The organism is Euzebya pacifica, assembly GCF_003344865.1.
In the GTDB taxonomy this organism is placed as follows: Bacteria; Actinomycetota; Nitriliruptoria; order Euzebyales; family Euzebyaceae; genus Euzebya; species Euzebya pacifica.
This window is the reverse complement of the sequence record NZ_CP031165.1, coordinates 4,399,700-4,418,216: the sequence shown is the minus strand read 5'-3', so window position 1 is coordinate 4,418,216 and position 18,517 is coordinate 4,399,700. Positions and strand designations below refer to the sequence as shown.

The 18,517-nt window shown below is 70.2% G+C and carries 17 protein-coding genes; 8 read left to right on the top strand and 9 right to left on the bottom strand.

Annotated elements, in window-relative coordinates:
• Window positions 1-4: 4 nt before the first annotated feature.
• From DVS28_RS28605 to DVS28_RS28595, 4 genes are all read right to left on the bottom strand, one after another.
• Complete coding sequence (locus tag DVS28_RS28605) at window positions 5-166, bottom strand: hypothetical protein (protein WP_164710762.1); 162 nt, start codon at window positions 164-166, stop codon at window positions 5-7.
• Entirely contained in the window at window positions 163-828 is a 666-nt protein-coding gene (locus DVS28_RS18945; protein WP_114592858.1) for a potassium channel family protein, read from the bottom strand. Before DVS28_RS18945 ends, DVS28_RS28605 begins: the two co-directional genes overlap by 4 nt.
• Window positions 828-1,481: an NAD-binding protein gene (locus tag DVS28_RS28600; RefSeq protein ID WP_164710761.1), complete on the bottom strand. Its 654-nt coding sequence runs from the start codon at window positions 1,479-1,481 to the stop codon at window positions 828-830. Before DVS28_RS28600 ends, DVS28_RS18945 begins: the two co-directional genes overlap by 1 nt.
• An 83-nt stretch (window positions 1,482-1,564) precedes the next feature.
• Complete coding sequence (locus DVS28_RS28595; RefSeq protein WP_164710760.1) at window positions 1,565-1,876, bottom strand: hypothetical protein; 312 nt, start codon at window positions 1,874-1,876, stop codon at window positions 1,565-1,567.
• 92 nt (window positions 1,877-1,968) lie between these two features.
• On the opposite strand from DVS28_RS28595, the gene DVS28_RS18935 reads away from it, so the two are divergent.
• Both DVS28_RS18935 and DVS28_RS18930 read left to right on the top strand, forming a co-directional pair.
• Entirely contained in the window at window positions 1,969-2,934 is a 966-nt protein-coding gene (locus DVS28_RS18935; RefSeq protein ID WP_114592857.1) for a 4-hydroxy-3-methylbut-2-enyl diphosphate reductase, read from the top strand.
• 56 nt (window positions 2,935-2,990) lie between these two features.
• Entirely contained in the window at window positions 2,991-3,710 is a 720-nt protein-coding gene (locus DVS28_RS18930; RefSeq protein ID WP_114592856.1) for a response regulator, read from the top strand.
• Between the two features lie 33 nt (window positions 3,711-3,743).
• On the opposite strand, the gene DVS28_RS18925 is transcribed toward DVS28_RS18930, so the two are convergent.
• Window positions 3,744-4,886, bottom strand: coding sequence for a ribonuclease D (locus DVS28_RS18925; RefSeq protein WP_114592855.1), 1,143 nt, complete (start codon window positions 4,884-4,886; stop codon window positions 3,744-3,746).
• Window positions 4,887-4,960: 74 nt separating this feature from the next.
• Between DVS28_RS18925 and mshB the strand changes: the two genes are divergently transcribed.
• A complete protein-coding gene (gene mshB, locus DVS28_RS18920) occupies window positions 4,961-5,821 on the top strand; it encodes an N-acetyl-1-D-myo-inositol-2-amino-2-deoxy-alpha-D-glucopyranoside deacetylase (RefSeq protein ID WP_164710759.1) in 861 nt (286 codons plus the stop codon).
• A gap of 705 nt (window positions 5,822-6,526) precedes the next feature.
• Here mshB and upp read toward each other — a convergent pair.
• Window positions 6,527-7,156: a uracil phosphoribosyltransferase gene (gene upp, locus DVS28_RS18915; protein WP_114592853.1), complete on the bottom strand. Its 630-nt coding sequence runs from the start codon at window positions 7,154-7,156 to the stop codon at window positions 6,527-6,529.
• 138 nt (window positions 7,157-7,294) lie between these two features.
• Here upp and DVS28_RS18910 point away from each other — a divergent pair, with 138 nt between their 5' ends.
• The 5 genes from DVS28_RS18910 (at window position 7,295) to nudC (ending at window position 13,711) form a co-directional block, all read left to right on the top strand.
• A complete protein-coding gene (locus DVS28_RS18910) occupies window positions 7,295-8,563 on the top strand; it encodes a BMP family lipoprotein (protein ID WP_164710758.1) in 1,269 nt (422 codons plus the stop codon).
• Between the two features lie 113 nt (window positions 8,564-8,676).
• Window positions 8,677-10,239 (top strand): ABC transporter ATP-binding protein, encoded by a 1,563-nt coding sequence (locus DVS28_RS18905; protein ID WP_174236214.1) that lies wholly within the window; start codon window positions 8,677-8,679, stop codon window positions 10,237-10,239.
• The gene (locus DVS28_RS18900; protein ID WP_216826148.1) at window positions 10,236-11,414 is read left to right on the top strand and encodes an ABC transporter permease; all 1,179 of its coding nucleotides are present in this window, start codon (window positions 10,236-10,238) and stop codon (window positions 11,412-11,414) included. The genes DVS28_RS18905 and DVS28_RS18900 overlap by 4 nt, the downstream gene beginning before the upstream one ends.
• A 2-nt stretch (window positions 11,415-11,416) precedes the next feature.
• Complete coding sequence (locus DVS28_RS18895) at window positions 11,417-12,805, top strand: ABC transporter permease (protein WP_216826147.1); 1,389 nt, start codon at window positions 11,417-11,419, stop codon at window positions 12,803-12,805.
• Between the two features lie 24 nt (window positions 12,806-12,829).
• Window positions 12,830-13,711, top strand: a complete 882-nt coding sequence (nudC, locus tag DVS28_RS18890; RefSeq protein WP_174236213.1) for an NAD(+) diphosphatase — start codon at window positions 12,830-12,832, stop codon at window positions 13,709-13,711.
• 31 nt (window positions 13,712-13,742) lie between these two features.
• On the opposite strand, the gene DVS28_RS18885 is transcribed toward nudC, so the two are convergent.
• From DVS28_RS18885 to DVS28_RS18875, 3 genes are all read right to left on the bottom strand, one after another.
• Window positions 13,743-16,355 carry a cell wall-binding repeat-containing protein gene (locus tag DVS28_RS18885; protein WP_114592850.1) on the bottom strand — a complete coding sequence of 871 codons (2,613 nt, stop codon included), beginning with the start codon at window positions 16,353-16,355 and terminating at the stop codon, window positions 13,743-13,745.
• A gap of 82 nt (window positions 16,356-16,437) precedes the next feature.
• Window positions 16,438-17,442, bottom strand: a complete 1,005-nt coding sequence (locus tag DVS28_RS18880; RefSeq protein ID WP_216826146.1) for a class F sortase — start codon at window positions 17,440-17,442, stop codon at window positions 16,438-16,440.
• A gap of 120 nt (window positions 17,443-17,562) precedes the next feature.
• Window positions 17,563-18,354 carry a fasciclin domain-containing protein gene (locus DVS28_RS18875; protein WP_216826145.1) on the bottom strand — a complete coding sequence of 264 codons (792 nt, stop codon included), beginning with the start codon at window positions 18,352-18,354 and terminating at the stop codon, window positions 17,563-17,565.
• Window positions 18,355-18,517 lie beyond the last annotated feature (163 nt).

Sequence of the window (18,517 nt, the reverse complement as noted above, 5' to 3'; positions counted from 1 at the left end):
GGGGTCAGCCGGCGATCAGCAGCATCAGGCCGACCAGGCCCGCGGCGGCGACGGCCATCGCGAGCGTGGCGAGGGCCACCAGGAGGATGCCGGTCAGGCCACCCTGGAAGGGGTGCTCGTCGACGACGTCGCGCAGCCGGCGCTTGCCCGGAGGAGGGGTGCTCATGGGGCCGTGGGATCCAGGATCGATGCGCGCAGCGCGTCCTCCAGGTCCGGCGTCGTCAGGGCGATGACCTGATCGCCGGCCGCCAGGCGGGTGTCACCGCGGGGGATCAGGGTGGCTTCGCCACGGAACACGCAGACCAGCACCGACTCCATCGGCAGGGTCAGCTCGCTGACGTTGCGCTTGTAGCCCGGGAAGTCGTGGGGCACGTCGATCTCCACGAGGTTCACCTGCCCGGCGCGCAGGGTGTAGAGGTGGATCAGCTCGCCCACCGTGGCCTGCTCGCGGATCAGGCGGGAGATCAACGTCGTGGTCGACACCGCCTCGATGCCCATGGTCTGGAACAGGGCCTCGTTGCGGGGGGAGTTCACACGGCTCAGCACCCGGGGCACGTCGAAGGAGATCTTGGCCAGCTGGCAGGCGACGTAGTTGACGTCGTCGGTGCGGGTGGTCGCCACGAACACGTCGGCGCGCTGCAGGCGGGTCTGCTCGAGGTAGCGCACGTCGGTGGCATCACCGGCGATGACCAGCAGGTCGTGGCGCTGCTGCAGCGCCTCGAGCCGCTCGGGGATCATCTCGATGACCGCGACCTCGTTGCCCTCGGCCAGCAGGTCGCCGGCGATGGCGCGCCCGACCTTGCCGCCACCCGCGATGACGGCGTACATCAGTCCCTCCCCAGCAGCAGGTGGCGCAACCGGCGTTCACCGCTGCGCCGGACGGCGCAGACGACGAGGTCCCCCTCGCGGAAGCGGTCGTCGAGCCGGGGGATCTGCATGCGCACGCCGCGCTGCAGCTTGGCCACCCGGGCGTCGCCGTCGCGTTCGACCTCGGCAACCGAGACGCCCCGCCCGTGGTCACCGATGAGCACCTCGACCAGCGAGACGTCGTCCTCGGCCCGCGACAGGTGCACGGGGAAGGACTCGGGTTCGAGGTCGTTGCGGATGGCCGAGACGATCATCGAGGTCTCGGGCACGTAGCGGATGCCCATCTTGCGATAGGACGGTTCCCGCTGTGGGTTGAACAGGCGCGCAACGGTGTTGGGGACGTCAAAGAGCTCCTTGGCGATCTGCACCGCCATCAGGTTGGCGTTGTCCGACGGCGTGACGGCCGCCAGGGCGTCGGCCCGCTCCACGCCGGCGCGCGACAGGACCTCCTTGTCGGTGATGTCACCGACCAGGGCCTCGCCGTTGAACGTCGTGCCGATCCGGCGGAACGCCTCGTCGCTGGCGTCGATGACCACGACGTCGTGGCCCTCGTCGCTGAGCCGTTCGGCCAGATCGGCGCCAACGCGCCCGCAACCTCCAACGATGATGTGCATCGGTTGGGGAGTGTAGGTTCGCCGGCGGCCCCGGCCGTGCTGCCGGCCCGGGCCGCCGCGTGCGAGCGGTCTCCTGTGTCCTGCTAGGCGCTGTCGCCGAGCATCATCTCCGCGGCGTTGCCGTACTTCTTCAGCAGGCCGATGGCGTGGCCGCTGGCCTCCATGAGGGACGGGTCCTTCATGGCCTCGAACATCTCCGCCTCCGAGGCCCACTCGGCCTCGAACAGCAGGAAGTAGGCCGGCTCGGTGCGGCGGGGGGTCGACTTGAGCACCGTCAGCGACTGACGGGTGGTGTTGGGGAACTTCTCGCAGATGGGAAGGTGGTCGGCCTTGTACTCCGCGAGGAAGCCCTCGGCGTCCTCGGGCTTGGTGTACATGGCGATGAAGCTGGCCACTGGTTGGTCCTCTCGTGATCGGTTGATGTCCCGGCGCACCATAGGTCACCGGAGGGGTTGGGGCAGGTGTCGCAGTGGCTAGGCTGGCCGTGATGACCGCCACCTCTCCCCGTACCGTCCTGCTGGCCGCCCCGCGCGGGTTCTGCGCCGGTGTCGACAGGGCCATCGAGATCGTCGACATCGCCCTGGAGCACTACGGCGCCCCCGTCTACGTGCGTCACGCGATCGTGCACAACACCCACGTCGTCGCCGACCTCGAGTCCCGCGGCGCGGTGTTCGTCGAGGACGAGGACGAGGTGCCCGAGGGCGGCGTCATCGTGTTCTCCGCCCACGGCATCCCACCGGAGGTGCGCGAACGTGCCGCCGCCCGTGGCCTGGACCAGATCGATGCGACCTGTCCGCTGGTCACCAAGGTCCACTTCGAGGCCCGCGAGTACGCCGAGAAGGGGATGTCGATCATCCTCATCGGCCACGAGGGCCACCAGGAGGTCGTCGGGACGATGGGACAGGCGCCGGAATCCATCAACCTCGTCGAGACCCCCGAGGACGTCGCCGAGCTGGACCTGCCCGACCCCACCAAGGTCGCCTACGTCAGCCAGACGACCCTCAGCGTCGACGAGACCACCGGCATCATCGCCGCCATCAAGGAGCGGTACCCGCTGGCCCGGGGCCCCAAGGGCGACGACATCTGCTACGCCACCCAGAACCGGCAGGACGCCACCAAGGTGCTCAGCGAGCGCAGCGACCTCGTGCTGGTCGTCGGCAGCGAGAACTCCTCCAACTCCCAGCGGATGGTCGAGGTGGCCCTGGGCCACGGCGCCCCGGCTGCCCACCTGATCGACGACGCCACCCACATCGACCCGGCGTGGCTCGAGGGCGTGGACACGATCGGGCTGACCTCCGGCGCCAGCGCGCCCGACCAGCTGGTGACCGGTGTCATCGACTGGCTGCAGGCGCAGGACCGCGGTGCGGTCGTCGAACGCCTCGACGTGATCGAGGAGGACATGCACTTCGCCCTCCCGGCCAAGCTCCGCAACCTGCCGGTCGTCGGGGTCTGACACGAGGCATGCTTCACCTCGACCGGTGACAGGGGTTCCGGTCCGAAGGGAGTCGTATGGCCAGATCCGAGGACAGCATCGATGTGGTCCTGCTCGATGACGAGCCGGGAGATCGCGCGCTCATCCTGGCCCTGCTCGAGGACAGCGCGGTCAAGGTGACGGCGGCCCACGACGCGTTGGCGGGACTGCTGGAGGGGCTGGACCGCATGCTGGCGCCACCCGACGTCCTGCTGGTCGACCTGAACCTGCCCGACAGCACCGGCATCGGCACCGTCGAGTCGCTGCGCACCGCCCACCCGCGGATCCCGCTGGTGGTCGTGACCGGCGATCGCCTCGCGGCCCGGGACGCCATCGTCGCCGGAGCCGACGACGTCGTCCTGAAGGACGCCCTCGAGACCGACCTGGAGCGCGCCGTCGTGCACAGCCGCCAACGCGCCGTCGGCCGTTCGGGCGCCCCGGGGACGGGCTTCCACCTGGCCGACGCCCCCCTCCTCGTCGTCGACAACACCGACGAGACGGTGGCCGCCAACCGCGCGGCGCATCAGCTGATGGGGTTCATCCCCCCGCCGGACGCCACGTTCACCATGCTGTTCCACGCAGAGGACCGGATGGAGGTCGCGACGTTCCTGGTCTCGATGTCGGAGGCGTCGGGGATGCGCGTCTGGGCGGAGGCGCGGCTGCTGACGCCGTCGGGGGCGGTCGAGTGCAGCATGACCGGCACCGTCGACCCCTCCACCGACCTCGCACACATCACCCTCAAGCCGGTCGACGGCTGACGGAGACCGTCTCGGGTCAGCCAGGATCCGGCGTCAGTCGCGCCGGGGGTCGTCCTCGGACTCGGGGGGCTCGAAGAGGGCGTCGAGGAAGGGGTCAGCCAGCAGGCGCCACTGCCAGTCGCGCAGGCCGAGGGCCTCACGGAACTCCGCCGGTGTCTGGGGGTCGGCCACGACGGCCTTGAGCAGGTAGCGGCTGGGGCACAGCAGCCCGGCGTCCAGCCCGACCTCCTCGGCGACCTGCGCGCGGATGACCCGCAGCTCGTCGGCGAGCTCGCGATCGGCGTCGGTGGAGCGGCGACCGTTGCGGTCGACCGGGACCGGGTCGGCGTTCGCACCCTGATCCAGGGCGGTCACGATGTCCTCGCCGAAGGTGCGGACGGCCTGGCGGCGCACCCCGCGTCGACCCAGCTCGCGGACGGCCTTGGGTGGCTTCTGGGCCAGGTCGATCAGCGTCTTGTCGTTGACGATCCGGCCGGGGGCGGTGTCGGTGTCCTTGGCCAGGTCCTCACGGGCCTCCCACAGCGCCTTCGCCCGGGCGCGCGCCTTCGGGTCCAGCCGGCCCACACCCTTGGTTCGGGTCCAGTCGCGCCGATCCTCGACCGTTGGCTGGTCGATCGTGGCGGCGAGCTCCTCGACGTACCACTCCCAGCGGTCGGCCTCGACCAGCTTGTCGCGCAGGACCGCCCACAGGCGGGGAAGGTCGGCGACGTCACCAGCGGCGTAGACCAGCATCTCCTCGGTGAGGGGACGCTTCTCCCAGTCGGCGCGCTGCATCGCGGCCTTGTCGGACTCCATCTCCACGCCGAGGACCTCCGAGAGGAGGGTCTCCAGGCCCGTCGGCATGCCGAGCAGGGCAGCGGCGATGGCCGTGTCGTGCACGACGGGCGGGTCGACGCCGAGCGCCTGCATGGGCGCCACGTCGTTCTCCAGCGCGTGCAGGACGACCTCGCGTTCGGCGCAGAAGGCCGCGACCGGTGACCAGTCGTCCAGGCGGAGCGGGTCCAGGAGGGCGACACGTCCGTCGCCGCCGATCTGGACCAGCGCTGCCGCGCGGTAGTAGCGGTTCCAGTCGGCGCGTTCGACGTCGATCCCGATGGGGTCGAGGTCGGCAAGCCAGTCAAGGGCCGACGCGAGGTCGGCTTGGTCGTCGATGAGTTCGTAGCGGTCGAGAGGCATGGGTTGCCCATGAGGATAGGCCCGGATGGTCCGATCGGCTCGATGGCGTCACGATGGGCGCTAGGCTGCGGCCGATGCCCGACACGCACGGCCTGCTCGCGATCCACGCCCACCCCGACGACGAGGTCATCACCACCGGGGGCGTGCTGCGGCACAGCGTTGTCCGCGGGTTCCGGGTGAAGGTCGTCACCTGCACCGACGGGTCCCGCGGAGAGGTGGTGGGGGAGGGGATGGACCCGGCGGAGGTCTTCCCGCGCCTCGCCGAGGTGCGTCGAGGGGAGATCGCCAACGCGCTGGGTGCGCTCGGGGTGACCGAGCACGAGTTCCTGGGGTACGCCGACTCGGGGATGATGGGGACCGAGGGCAACGAGGACCCGGCGTCGTTCTGGCAGGCCGACATGCACGAGGCCATCGGCCGGGTCGTCGCGATCATCCGCAGCTTCAAGCCGTCGGTGTTCGTGACCTACGACCCGTTCGGCGGCTACGGCCACCCCGACCACATCCAGACCCACCGCGTCGGGCTGCTGGCCGTCGAGGCCGCGTCGATGGCGGCCCTGTACCCCGAGGCCGGACCGGTCTGGCGGACCCCCAAGGCCTACTACACGGCCATCCCCAAGTCGGGGATCGTCAAGATGAACCAGATGTTCCTGGACCGCGGTCTGCCCTCACCGTTCGGCGAGGAGATCGACCCGGCGGAGATCCCCATGGGCACCGACGACGACCTGATCACCAGCCTCGTCGACGTCAGCGAGCACATCGAGGACAAGCAGGCCGCCCTGAAGGCCCACCACAGCCAGATCTCGCCCGAGTCGTTCTTCCTCAACGTCCCCGACGACCTGATCCCCACCCTCTACGGCACCGAGTCCTTCGTCCGCGTCCGCAGCGACGTCCGAGTCGACGACGAGCTGGAAACGGACCTGTTCAGCGGGCTCTGACATGGTCCTCACGTTGTTTGTTGGTCCTCGCCTTGTTTGTTGGTCCTCGCTTCGCTCGTCGGGTCCTTTCACACTGCCTCGCTGCGCTCGGACGGTCCTCGGGCTCGTAACCGGCGATCCGCTGCGCCGATTCTCGCCTCTCGCAAGCTCGTGGCTTCGAGTCTTGCTCACGGATCGCCGGCGCCCTGCGGCGGTCTGTGCTCGGTTCGGCTGCGGTGGTCGGGGTGGCGTGTGCGTTGGGCGTCTCTGAGGGTGGTCCAACGCACCCGGGGTGAGGGCTCGTGCGACATGCCCGCCTCCTCGGGACGTTCATGTCACACAACGGCCGAGGGTGGGTGCGATCAGCAGCACCTGGAGCGGGGCAACGCCCACACCGTCGTGTGCTCGGCCCACAGAGGTGCCAACCGTCGTGTGCTCGGCCTACAGAGGTGCCAATCGTCGTGTGCTCGGCCCACCGAGGTGCCAATCGTCGTGTGCTCGGCCCACCGAGGTGCCAATCGTCGTGTGCTCAGCTCACCGAGGTGCCAACGCACCGCCGCAGGGCGCCGGCGAAACGCGAGCGAGGCTCGCAGTGCCCGATGCGGAGCGAGGGCCGAGAATCGAGGGAGCGATTCGTCGGGTCAGAGCCCGAGGACCAGACGAGCGAAGCGAGGACCAACAAACAACGCGAGGACCAACCAACAACGGCGCAGCCAGGCAGTGCAATCAGAACGTGCCGAAGAGCCTGTCGCCGAAGTCGCCGAGGCCGGGGACGATGTAGCCGACGTCGTTGAGGCCCTCGTCGACGCAGGCGGTGACGATGCGGATGTTGGGGTCGGACTGGGTCAGGCGCTCGATGCCCTCCGGGGCGGCGATGATGCAGACGAGGGTCAGGTCGGTGGCGCCGCGGTCGCGCAGCAGCTTGGCGGCGAAGGCGGCGGACCCGCCCGTGGCCAGCATCGGGTCCAGCAGCAGGACGCTGGCGTCGTCCAGGGACGGCGCCTTGTAGTAGTACTCCGTCGGCTGCAGCGTCTCCTCGTTGCGCTCCAGGCCCACGTAGCCGACGCCGATGTCGGGCAGGAGGTCGGTCGCGGCGCTGAGCATGCCCAGACCAGCGCGGAGTATGGGGACCGCGACGACGTGGCGGCCGATGCGCGTGACCTTCGTGGCGGTGATCGGGGTCTGCACCGTCTCCGTCACCGTGGGCAGGGACCGCGTCGCCTCGAGCACGAGGACCGAGGTCAGCCGCTCCGCCAGGGTGCGGTAGCGCTCCGGCTCGGTCCCGGCGTCGCGGAGGTCGGCCAGCAGATGGCCGGCAAGCGGGTGGTCGACGACTGTCACACGGTCCTGGGGCATGGCCGCCAACCCTGCCAGACAGGGGGACATCCGGCCACCGGTCCGTGGTTAACTACCGCGATCGGAGGTCGCTAGAATTCCCGGCGACATCTCTCCAACACGAGGGCGCTGCGACGCCCGAGAACGAAAAGGATCGACATGAGCGCTCTCGCGCGCCGCATGGGGCTGATCGCCCTGCTGCTGGCCCTTTCCCTGATCACTGCCGCCTGTGCCAACGACTCGACTGACGAGGAGGCCACCGAGGACGCCGCTGCGGCGACCGACGAGGAGCCCACCGAGGACGAGATGGCGGAGGAAGAGCCCACCGAGGACGAGATGGCCGAGGAGGAGCCCACCGAGGACGAGATGGCCGAGGAGGAGCCCACCGAGGACGAGGCGACCGAGGACGAGGCCGCTGACGCCTCCGAGGGCGGCGTCTCCATCGAGGACTCCTGCGCGCAGTACGAGGGCGTCGAGGTTCCCGAGGACTTCAACGTGGTCCTCGTGACCGACATCGGCAAGGTCGACGACGGCACGTTCAACCAGTTCGCCAACGACGGCATGGTTGCCGCGGCTGACTGCCTGGGCTTCGAGTCCCAGGCCATCGAGACCGCGTCCGAGGCCGACTACGCCACCAACATCTCCACCGCCCTCGAGGCCGACCCGGAGGTCGTCGTGACCGTCGGCTTCCTGATCGCCGACGCCACCCTCGAGGCGGCCAACGCCAACCCGGACGTCAACTTCATCGGCATCGACCAGTTCCAGGCCGAGTACCCCGCCAACTACGTCGGCGTGCTGTTCCGCGAGGACCAGGGCGGCTTCCTGGCCGGTGCCATGGCCGGTCTGCTGACCGAGTCCAACACCATCGGCGTCGTCGGCGGCCTCGAGGTCGTCCCGCCGGTCGTCCGCCTGGTCAACGGCTTCGAGGCCGGTGCCCACTACATCGACGAGTCCATCAACGTCCTCAAGGTCTACACCGACTCCTTCACCGACCCTGCCCAGGGCGCCTCGGCGGCCCAGCAGTTCCTCGGCGAGGGTGCCGACGTGATCTTCGGCGCGGGTGGCCAGACCGGTTCCGGCGGCGTGTCCGCGGCGACCGAGGCCGGCGCCTGGGGCATCGGTGTCGACCAGGACGAGTACTTCACCACCTTCGGTGGCGGCTCCTCGCCCGGCTCGGAGTTCCTGGCCACCTCGGCCGTGAAGCGCGTCGACCTGGGTGTCTTCAACCAGATCGGTGAGGCCCTTGCCGGCTCCTTCGAGGGCGGCATCTACACCCTGGACGCGGCCAACGGCGGCATCAGCTACGCCCCGTTCCACGACGCGTCCATCCCCGAGGACGCTGCGGCGCAGCTCGAGGAGGTCCGTCAGGGCCTGGCCGACGGCTCCATCGAGACGGGTATCGACCCGGCCACGGGCCTGCCCCTGTAGGCACGCGCGACCCAGCCAGTCACTCGGGCCCCGCACGGCGACGTGCGGGGCCCGCGTGTGTCAGGTCGTCGCTACCGACTACGCTGCCTGCTGGCAACGAACACGGAGGTGTGATGCAGGACGAGAGGGTCCCGGTCCTCGAGGTCGAGGGAGTGACCAAGCGATTCCCGGGTGTGGTGGCCAACGCCGACGTGAACTTCGCGCTCCATCGCGGGGAGATCCATTGCCTGCTGGGCGAGAACGGCGCGGGCAAGTCCACGCTGATGAACGTCGTGTTCGGCCTGTACCAGCCGAGCGAGGGACGGATCCTCGTCAACGGTGAACCCCAGCGGTTCGCCTCCTCCCGTGACGCCATCGCTGCGGGCATCGGCATGGTGCACCAGCACTTCCAGCTGATCCCCGTGCTGACGGTCGTGGAGAACGTGATCCTCGGTGTGGAGACCAGCCGCCGTGGCCAGCTGGACCTCGACACGGCTCGCGAGCGGATCACCGAGCTCAGCCAGGCCTACGGGCTGGGCGTTGACCCCGACGCCCTGGTCGGATCGCTGAGCGTTGGCGCACAGCAGCGGGTCGAGCTGATCAAGGCGTTGTACCGCGACGCCGACATCCTGATCCTCGACGAGCCGACGGCGGTGCTGACGCCGGGCGAGGTCGACGAGTTCTTCGAGGTCGTCCGCAGCCTGGTCGACGACGGCAAGTCCATCGTCTTCATCACCCACAAGCTGCGGGAGGTGCTGGCGGTCGCCGACCGCATCACCGTCCTGCGCCGCGGCCGCGTCGTCGGCAGCGCCGACCCCTCCACGAGCACCACCGCCGAGCTCGCCGAGCTGATGGTCGGACGCGCGGTGTCCTTCCAGGTGCCCAAGGGGCCGGCGGAGCCCGGGCCGGTCGTCCTCGACGTCGCCGGCCTCGGTGTGACCGACGATCGCGAGGTCGTCACGGTGGCCGACTGCAGCTTCCGGGTGAGGGCCGGTGTCATCTACGGCATCGCCGGAGTCGAGGGCAACGGCCAGCGCGAGCTCGTCGAGGCCATCGCCGGCATGCGTGACGCCGCCGACGGCCACATCCACATCGACGGCACCGACATCGTCGGCATGTCACCGCGCAAGGTCGAGCGGCTCGGCGTGGGGCATGTCCCCGAGGACCGCAACAAGCACGGCGTCGTCGGCGCCTTCACCATCACCGAGAACCTGGTGCTGAACGGGTACTACCGCTCGCCCTTCTCGCGTGGGTGGGTGATGCGCCGAGAACCCATGGTCGAGCAGGCCGAACGCCTCGTCGAGGCCTACGACGTTCGCACGCCCGGGACCGAGGTCACCGTCAGCACGCTGTCGGGCGGCAACCAGCAGAAGGTCGTCGTCGCCCGCGAGCTGTCCCGCCCGCTGAAGCTGCTGATCGTCGCCCAGCCCACTCGCGGGCTGGACGTCGGCTCGATCGAGTTCATCCACTCCCAGATCGTGGCCAAGCGCGACGAGGGCTGTGCGGTCCTGCTGGTATCCGCCGAGCTGGACGAGATCCTGTCCCTCGCCGACCACATCGGTGTGCTGTACCGCGGGACGATCGTGGCGGAGATGCCCCGCGACGAAGCAAGCCGCAACCGGTTGGGGTCGCTGATGGCCGGAGCCGAGGATCCCGGGCCGCCCGAGCAGCCCGACGCCGTGGAGGAGATGGTGTGAGCGGTCCGGACGACCCGAAGACAACCCCCCGAGAAACTGAGGACGGCGGCGTCCCGGCCGACACGATCACCGGCCGCCTCGACCCGTGGATGGCCCTGAGTCCCCTCCTCGTGCTGCTCGCGGCGTTGCTGTGCGCGGTGGTCATCGGCGGCATCGTGATGGTGCTGACCGGCGCCAACCCCGTCGAGGCCTACTGGGCGCTGCTGCGCGGCGCCGTTGGTTCCCCCGACCGGATCGCCTCGTCGCTGGCACGTGCCACCCCGTTCATCGGCGCCTCGCTTGCCCTGGCGTTCGCGTTCAAGGCAGGCCTGTTCAACATCGGCGCCGAGGGGCAGCTGCTGATCGGCGCGCTGTTCGGCGGCTGGGCCGGGACCTGGTCGTGGATGGCCGGTGCCCCAAGCATCGTGGCCATCCCGGTCGTCATCGGCATGGGCATGCTCGGCGGGGCGCTGTACGGCGGATTCCCGGGCTTCCTGAAGGCCAAGACGGGCGCCCACGAAGTCATCGTCACGATCATGCTGAACACGATCGCGCTGCGGCTCGTGGAGTGGCTCGTGCTCAGCCGTGATCCCGTGATCCTGCTGGACACGACGGCGTCCGTCCCCCACTCCCGAGAGATCGTGGAGAGCGCCAAGCTGCCGCACATGCCGTTCGCCGGTGCCTCCTCCCTGCACTGGGGGCTGGCCCTGGGCATCGTGGCCTGCGCCGTGATGTGGTTCGTCATGGAACGGACCTCCACGGGCTTCGAGCTCAAGACCGTTGGGCTGAACCCGTCAGCCGCCATCTACGCCGGCATGAGCGTGTCGAAGGTCTGGATCCTGGCCATGGCCGGCTCGGGTGCGTTCGCCGGGCTCGCCGGTGCCGCGGAGGTGTCCGGCTCGGTCGGGTTCATCCAACCGGGTGTGTTCCGCAACATCGGCTTCGACTCCATCGCCATCGCGCTGCTGGCCAGGGCCAACCCGTGGGCGATCATCCCCGCCGCGCTGCTGTGGGGTGCGCTGCTCTCCGGCGCGCCGCTGATGCAGCTCGAGGCCAACCTGTCCATCGACCTCGTCCGCATCGTGCAGGCGCTGATCCTGCTGTTCGTCGCCGCCGACCTGATCGTCAGGCGCCTGTTCCGCATCCGAGGCGAACGCGGCGAGGGTGCCGCGCTGGCCGCTGGGTGGGGAGGCTGACCGTGACCACCACCACCGTTCCCGCCCCCGCCCCCGAGCAGCAGGCACTCGCCGCACAGAACGTGCACCCGCGCCGCACGCGGTTCGTCGTCATCGGCTGGGTCTACAGCATCCTGGGTGTGCTCCTGATGGAGCTCGCCGGCCGGGTGCCCAGCGACGACATCACCTTCACGTTCGGCATCCCGCCGGACGTGCCACAGATCACCCTCGACCCGCCCGGCATGGTGCTGCTCGCCGGCATGGTGTTGCTTGCCGGTGGGATCACCGGGATCTTCGAGCACCGCCTCGGCAACATCCCCCGTGTCGGCCTTGCCGTGGCCACCGCCGCGTTCGTCCCGTTGCTGCTGGTCCTGTCGCTGGCCTACTCGACGTCGTCGAAGCAGACGAACCTGATCCCGATCCTGGTCGAGTCGCTGCGGCAGGGCACGCCCATCGCGCTGGGTGCCCTCGCCGGTCTGTGGTGCGAGCGATCGGGCGTCGTCAACATCGGCATCGAGGGCATGATGCTGGCGGCCGCCGGTGGTGGCTTCGTCGCCTACGCGGTCCTCGGCGGCGCCGAGGGTGGGTTCTGGCTGTGGGCATCGGTGCTGATCGCCGTGCTCATCGGTGGGCTGATGGCCCTCCTCCACGCCGTGCTGTGCGTGACGTTCAGGACCGACCAGATCATCTCCGGTGTCGTCATCAACCTGCTCGCGCTGGGCGTGACGTCCTACCTGCGCCAGCAGGTCATCGTCCCCTCCGGCGAGGGCGGCGGCGGCATCACCCTGCCGACGTGGAACATCCCGCTGCTGTCGGACATCCCCATCATCGGGCCGGTCTTCAGCGGCAAGCCGATCTACTTCGCGATGTTCGCGCTGGTCGCCCTGACCACCTGGGTGCTGTTCCGCACGCCGTTCGGGCTGCGCGTCCGTTCCGTCGGCGAGAACCCACACGCGGCCGAGACCCTCGGTGTGGACCCCATCCGCATCCGTTACCTCGCGGTCGTGATCGGTGGCCTCATCGCCGGCCTCGGTGGCGCCTGGTTCTCCCTGGAGACCGTCGGGTCGTTCGAGGACAACATGACCAACGGCACGGGCTTCATCGCCCTGGCCGCCCTGATCTTCGGCAAGTGGCGGCCGTGGCAGTCCTTCGGCGGCGCCATGCTGTTCGGCTTCGCGGCCGCGCTCGGCACCCGGCTGCAGATCCTGTCGGTGCGCCTGGAGGACTTTCGCCTGCTGGACCTGTCCCGCTTCGGCCTGGACGTCTCGGTCGTGCGCATCACGGGCCTGGAGATCCCCTCCCAGGCGCTGCAGGCCCTGCCGTTCGCCGTGACGATCGTCGTGCTCGCCGGTGCCATCGGCCGCGCCATCGCCCCGGCGGCCGACGGTGTGCCCTTCGAACGCTCCAAGTGAGCCGGTGGGCGAGGTGACGCAGGGATGAGCGGCGCCGACGGCGGCGACGCCTTGCTGGCCTCGGAACACGCCGAACCCGGCGGGTCAGCGGCGGCCGCGCTGGATGCCCTCGCCGACGAGGCGACGATGGTCGTGGCGGTGCGAACCGACGGCCGGGCCGCCATTCGCCGGGGCCTGCCCGACGGCGTCGACCCGGGCACGTTGACCGCGCCGGTGCTGGCCGGACGGGCCGTGGCGATCGTGCTGGACATGGCCACCGACGCCGAGGCCATCGCGTTGTTCGGCCGCTTCCAGGACCCGCGTGCCGCGCTGGTCACCGTCGAGGATCCCTCGGTGGTGCTCGGTGCCCTCGGGTTCGGCCAGTGGCGGGTACGGCACCGGTTCTGCAGCCGTTGCGGGGGCACGTTGGAGCCTCGGGCGGACGGGCGTGTGCTCCGCTGCACCGCCGAGGACACCGAGCAGTTCCCCCGCCTCGAACCGGCGGTGATCATGCGGGTCGTCGACGCCGACGACCGAATCCTGCTGGGGCGCCAGCCCATGTGGCCACCCGGGCGGTACAGCGTCCTGGCCGGCTTCGTCGATCCGGGTGAGTCCCTCGAGGCCGCCGTCGCACGGGAGATCATGGAGGAGGTCGGCGTGCCCGTCACCGACGTCGCCTACCACTCCTCCCAGCCGTGGCCCTTCCCGGCCAGCCTGATGCTGGGGTTCACGGCGACCGCCACGTCGACGGAGATGGTCCTCGAGGACGAGATCGCCGAGGCCCACTGGTTCTCGCGCGAGGGGCTCGTGACCGCGATGGAGGAGGGCCGGGCGTTCGTGCCGCCCGACGTCTCCATCGCCCATCACCTGCTGGTGGACTGGCTGGGCGCGGACGTCCCGCTGGCCACCTGGTACGACCAGCGCTGACCCCATCGGGGCCAGCGCCGGTCGGCAACCGTCAGATGCCTTGCTCGCTCAAGCTCTGCTCGCTCAAGATCAGACAGCGGGGCGCCGCCTGCTCGCCCAGCGCGTAGCCGTTGGCCAGCAGCGCTCGCTGCGCCATCGTGATGGCGGTGGGCTGGTTGACCCAGCGGCCCGCGAAGGACGCGCCGAACTCCTCGGTTGCGGTGTCGACGGAGGCGTCGAACCGGTAGACGTCCAGCCCGCGGTTGATGTCGTTGCCGTAGCCGTAGAAGGACCCGTCCTCCTCGAACGTGTTGGTCTTGAACGACCACGTGTCGGAGTTGGAAAAGTAGAAGAAGCCGAGGGTCTCGATGGGCATCGACGTCGGGTTCGTCGCGCCGTCGGCCAGGCCGTTGATGTCCAGCACCCACACGCCGGCGTTGTACCAAGCGATGGTGACGATGCCCTGCTCGGGGTAGATGCGGAACACGTGGGCGGTGCAGGTCAGGGCCTCGCCCTGGCCCGATCCGGTGCCGGCGGGACGGAAGTCGGGGATGAAGTAGGTCCCCACCTTGTGGGTCTGCGGGTCCAGCTCGTTGTCGCCGGTGATGTCGTAGATGTGCATGCCGCCACCGGGGCAGAACCCGTTGCCGGCAGCGCCCGCGAGCTCGTCCTCGACGATCAGCAGCGTGCGCTCGTTGCCGTCGCTGTCGGTCACGGTCACCGGGTCGGCCTGGTGCTCGACGTTGATGGCCGGGTCCACGAAGTTGGAGATGACCTCGGGGTTGGCAGGGTCCTCGGTGTTGATGATCACCGTGTTGGACAGGGCCGCGGAGTACGCCCGGGTGCCGTCGGCGGAGAAGGTGATGTCGTGGGACTCCGTCCCCAGACCCGGCAGCACCGGCATGTCGAGCTGCCCGAGGCGCGTGATGGCCGAGAGGTCGGAGATGTCGTAGTACTCGATGTAGGTGCTCTCCTCGCCCCCCGAGGTCACCGGGTTGGTGATGAGGGAGGAGTTGGAGTTGTAGGCGTAGTCGCCGGACGGGTGCACCGTCATGTTGTGGGAGCCCTCGGGGACGGGGATGAACCCGGCGTAGGTGGGCTCGTAGGGGTTGGTCAGCTCGATGACGTAGGTCCCGTAGCCGGGGGTCAGGTCGTCGGGCGTCCCGTCGGGCTGGTCCTCGTCCTCGCCACCGCCGACCTCGTCGACGAAGGTGATGTCGCCGGCCGCGACGGCGCTGCGCACGCAGTCCGAGCGGTGGTCCAGGTTGGAGGTGTCCTCGGAGGTGAAGGTCGTGAAGGTGCGGCCGTCACGGCTGAACACCTGGGTGTCGCCCTGCACGGTCACGCAGTCGTAGTAGGCGACGATCTCGGTGTGTTCGGGGTCGGCGATGTCGGCGATCTGCAGGCCGTTGTACTCCGCTCCCGCGATGGCGTAGTCCTGCAGCGAACCGTCCCGGTCGGCGACCAGCGCGGACAGGGTGTCGGCGGCCTCGGCGTCGATCGCCGAGGTACCGCCGGCGAGGCGCAGCGCGCCGACCGTCGCGTCGGCGAGGGCAACCCCGGCCTGCGGGGTGGCAGCGATGTCGAGGCCATCGACCAGGTACAGCACACCGCCGGTCTTGCCGATGGCTGCCGCGGTGGTCAGGCCGTCGGCGAACGCACGGCTGGTGGCGACATGGGCACGGGCGCGGATGGCCCCGCGGGCGAAGGACTCGGCCGCGACGGCAGCAGCGACATCGTGCACGTCGTCACCCTCGATACGCGTCGACGTGGCGCCACCGGCGGCCTCCTCGGCCTCGGTGACCACGGCCTCGCTGACCTGACCGGTCGTCCCGACGACCGTCAGGGCCGCGGGATCGCCGCTTGCACCGGGGATGGCTGGCCCCTGGCCGGTCACCGGGTCGGTCGGGGCGCTGGCAGCCAGGACGGCGGCGGTCTCCTCGGGCAGCCGGTCCTCGCCGAGCAGCAGCAGGGGGATGTCGTGGGCGGCACCGAGCGACGCGGCGGCCAGGGCCGTCTCCCAGCCCCGCTCGGGGTCGGTGTCCTCGCCGACGGCCAGGAGGAACTCCCCGGCACCGGTCACCCGTTCGGCGATGGCGGCTGCCGTGCCGAACCGGTTGGAGCCCTCGATGCGCTCCACGGACAGGCCGGCCGCCGTGAGCTGGTCCAGCACCGCCGCGGACACGGCGGCCTCGCCACCCAGCACGACGGCGCGACGGGCACCCAGCCGGGTGATCTCGGCCATGGTGGCCGCGGGCACCTCCTCGACGGTGGTCAGCAGGATCGGTGCGCGCAGCAGCCCGGCCAACGGGGCCCCAGCCAGCGCGTCGGCGTAGGTGTACGCCGTGGCGATGACCACGTCGTCCGCGGCGAGGTAGGTGTCGGCGGAGATGGCCGCTGCCGTCTCGATCCGCGTCGGCCCCTCCAGGCGGATGGTGCGACCCGACCCGCCGTCGAGGGTGGCGAACTCGATGTCGGTGCCGTAGGGGATCGTGGTCTCCGCCCGGTCGAGGACACGGTAGGCGAGGTTGTCGATGTGGGACATGTTCGCCGAGGAGAACGGCTCGGCAGCGTCGTTGGACGCGGCATCCTGCGCGGTGGTGGGGGCGGGGGACAGGAGGGTGGCGATCAGCAGGATCGACAGCAGCAGCGCTGGCTTGGACATCGGGGCGGAGCCTTCGGGACGAACGGACGGTGTCGTCGCAGTACACGTCCGAGGTCCACCGATCGTTACGGGCCGGCCGCGATCAGGCCTGGATACCCGCGGTGTCCGCCGGCCGTTCGACGAGGAGTTCGGCGTTGACGATGAGGTTGCCCAGGTAGCTGCCGTCGGCGAAGTCGCCGTCGCAGGTGATCAGGCGCAGCCACGGGCCGTCGGTGTCGCCGTAGACCACGTCGGTGGGGAAGGCATCCTTGGCCACCCGCATGACGCTGCGCACCGCGAACGTGGCAGAGGAGCTGTCGACGCGATCGACGGTGATCTCGTCCCCGGCGCGCAGCTCGCGCAGCCGGTGGAACACCGCGGGCCCGCGGTAGGAGTCCACGTGTCCCACGATCACCGCAGGCCCGGCCTCACCCGGTTCGGGGCCGGCCTGCCACCATCCGGTGCGGGCGAAGTCCTGTGGGACGTCGAGCACCCCGCCGGTGACGCCGAGGGGGATGACCGAGGCATCGACGTCGATGGCGGGGATGGACACCCTGGTGGGGTCTGCTCGGTCGATCGGGTCGCCGGTCGTCGGCGCCGGATCGGTTGTCGGGGCCGGATCGGTTGTCGGGGTCGGGTCGGTCGAGGAGGGCGACGGTGCGTCGGCGGGAGGCGTCGTCCGGACGGCGTCGGGTGTGGGCAGTCGGGTCCCGTTGTCGAGCGCGGTGCCGACCAGCATCTCGCCGGCCTCGTCCCCGGCCGATGAGCCCGGTGCGAGGGTGGAGAGCGCCACGACGAGCAGGGCAACCAGGGAGAGCAACGAGACCGACCCGGCGGCAGCCCTGACCATCCGACGGCGCGGACCATCGGACGTCACGTTCGCCGTCACGCCGCCAGGCGTTTCGACCCGGAGTGGCGCCTCGGCGGGACCGACCTCACGTGCATCGATCGTGTCCACCTCGTCGTCGGAGGGTTCCTCCGGTGTCGTGGCGGCCGCCGTGCCGGACGGCTGCGGCTCGGCACGACGGTTCCTGCGGTATCGGTGCAACGCTGCGGTGGCTGCGGCCGAGGCCACCAAGCCGGTGACCAGGCGTCGAGAGTGGGGCATCGTGTCGTCCTCGGCGATGGGTGGGGGCCTCCGCGTGGGGGCCCGGACGCGAGCCTGCCCCGGCCCGATGACGTGTCGTCACCCGAACCGGGGCAGGGGGCGCGGCGAACGCGTGTGGCGTCAGACGCGGCGGCGGACCACGAAGCCGACAGCGGCAAGGCTGGCCAGCAGGCCCATGGCCACGAACGGAAGGGTGGTGCTGGAGTCGGCGGTCCCGCCGGCACCGGTGGCCACGCCGCCGGTGGGGGCAGCGCCGTCGTCGGTGGTCGCGGCATCCTCGGTCGCCTCGTCAGCGGCCTCGGTCGGGGCGGCGTCGGTCGGGGCGGCGTCGGTCTGCGCGGCCTCGGTCACGCTCGGCGGCAGCATCACGGTGTCGATGAGGTGCACGGTGGCGTTGGCGGTCTGGACGTCGGGGACGACGATCGTCGCCTGGCCGTCCACGTCGGTGCCGTTGATGGTGATGGTCTCGCCGGTGAAGGTCTCGTAGTCCCCGGACAGGTCGGCGGAGGCGATCTGCTCGCCGGCGATGACGTGGAAGCCGAGGACCTGGGTCAGCAGACCGGTGGGGTCGGCCAGGGCGGCCTCGAGCGTCGCAGCGTCCAGGGCGGCGAAGGCGCAGTCGGTGGGGGCGAAGACCGTGAGGGCCTCAGCGGAGTTGAGGGTGTCGACCAGTCCGGCTTCCGACACGGCCGTGACGAGGGTGGTCAGGACGGGGTTGCTGGACGCGGCGGTGCCAACGGGGTCGTCGGCCATGCCCTCCAGCGTGCCTTCCTCCGCACCGCTCTGGACGGCTTCGACCAACGCGTCGGTGTCGCAGATGGTGGTGGAGTCCTGGGCCGCCGCACCGGAGGCAGGCAGGATCAGGAGGCCGGCAAGCAGGCCAAGCAGGAGACGGACGGAACGTGTGCGCATGGGAGGTCCTCGTGTTCGGGAGTCGGGGGACCCCGGACAGCGGGATCCACGTGACCTGTTCGGAACCGGCGCACCCCCGGATGGGCCCGATGTGGTTCACTGCGCGACCGTGATTGTTGTTTCGGTCGACAATCCCGCCGAAGGTGGTGAGCCTCTAGGCTGA

Coding starts and splice junctions, on each gene's coding strand:
- DVS28_RS18935 (WP_114592857.1), top strand. CDS start 1,969: ATGACCGCCACCTCTCCCCGTACCGTCCTGCTGGCCGCCCCGCGCGGG.
- DVS28_RS18875 (WP_216826145.1), bottom strand. CDS start 18,354: ATGCGCACACGTTCCGTCCGTCTCCTGCTTGGCCTGCTTGCCGGCCTC.
- DVS28_RS28605 (WP_164710762.1), bottom strand. CDS start 166: ATGAGCACCCCTCCTCCGGGCAAGCGCCGGCTGCGCGACGTCGTCGAC.
- mshB (WP_164710759.1), top strand. CDS start 4,961: ATGCCCGACACGCACGGCCTGCTCGCGATCCACGCCCACCCCGACGAC.
- DVS28_RS18925 (WP_114592855.1), bottom strand. CDS start 4,886: ATGCCTCTCGACCGCTACGAACTCATCGACGACCAAGCCGACCTCGCG.
- upp (WP_114592853.1), bottom strand. CDS start 7,156: ATGCCCCAGGACCGTGTGACAGTCGTCGACCACCCGCTTGCCGGCCAT.
- DVS28_RS18945 (WP_114592858.1), bottom strand. CDS start 828: ATGTACGCCGTCATCGCGGGTGGCGGCAAGGTCGGGCGCGCCATCGCC.
- DVS28_RS18880 (WP_216826146.1), bottom strand. CDS start 17,442: ATGCCCCACTCTCGACGCCTGGTCACCGGCTTGGTGGCCTCGGCCGCA.
- DVS28_RS28600 (WP_164710761.1), bottom strand. CDS start 1,481: ATGCACATCATCGTTGGAGGTTGCGGGCGCGTTGGCGCCGATCTGGCC.
- DVS28_RS18910 (WP_164710758.1), top strand. CDS start 7,295: ATGAGCGCTCTCGCGCGCCGCATGGGGCTGATCGCCCTGCTGCTGGCC.
- DVS28_RS18905 (WP_174236214.1), top strand. CDS start 8,677: ATGCAGGACGAGAGGGTCCCGGTCCTCGAGGTCGAGGGAGTGACCAAG.
- DVS28_RS18885 (WP_114592850.1), bottom strand. CDS start 16,355: ATGTCCAAGCCAGCGCTGCTGCTGTCGATCCTGCTGATCGCCACCCTC.
- DVS28_RS18930 (WP_114592856.1), top strand. CDS start 2,991: ATGGCCAGATCCGAGGACAGCATCGATGTGGTCCTGCTCGATGACGAG.
- nudC (WP_174236213.1), top strand. CDS start 12,830: ATGAGCGGCGCCGACGGCGGCGACGCCTTGCTGGCCTCGGAACACGCC.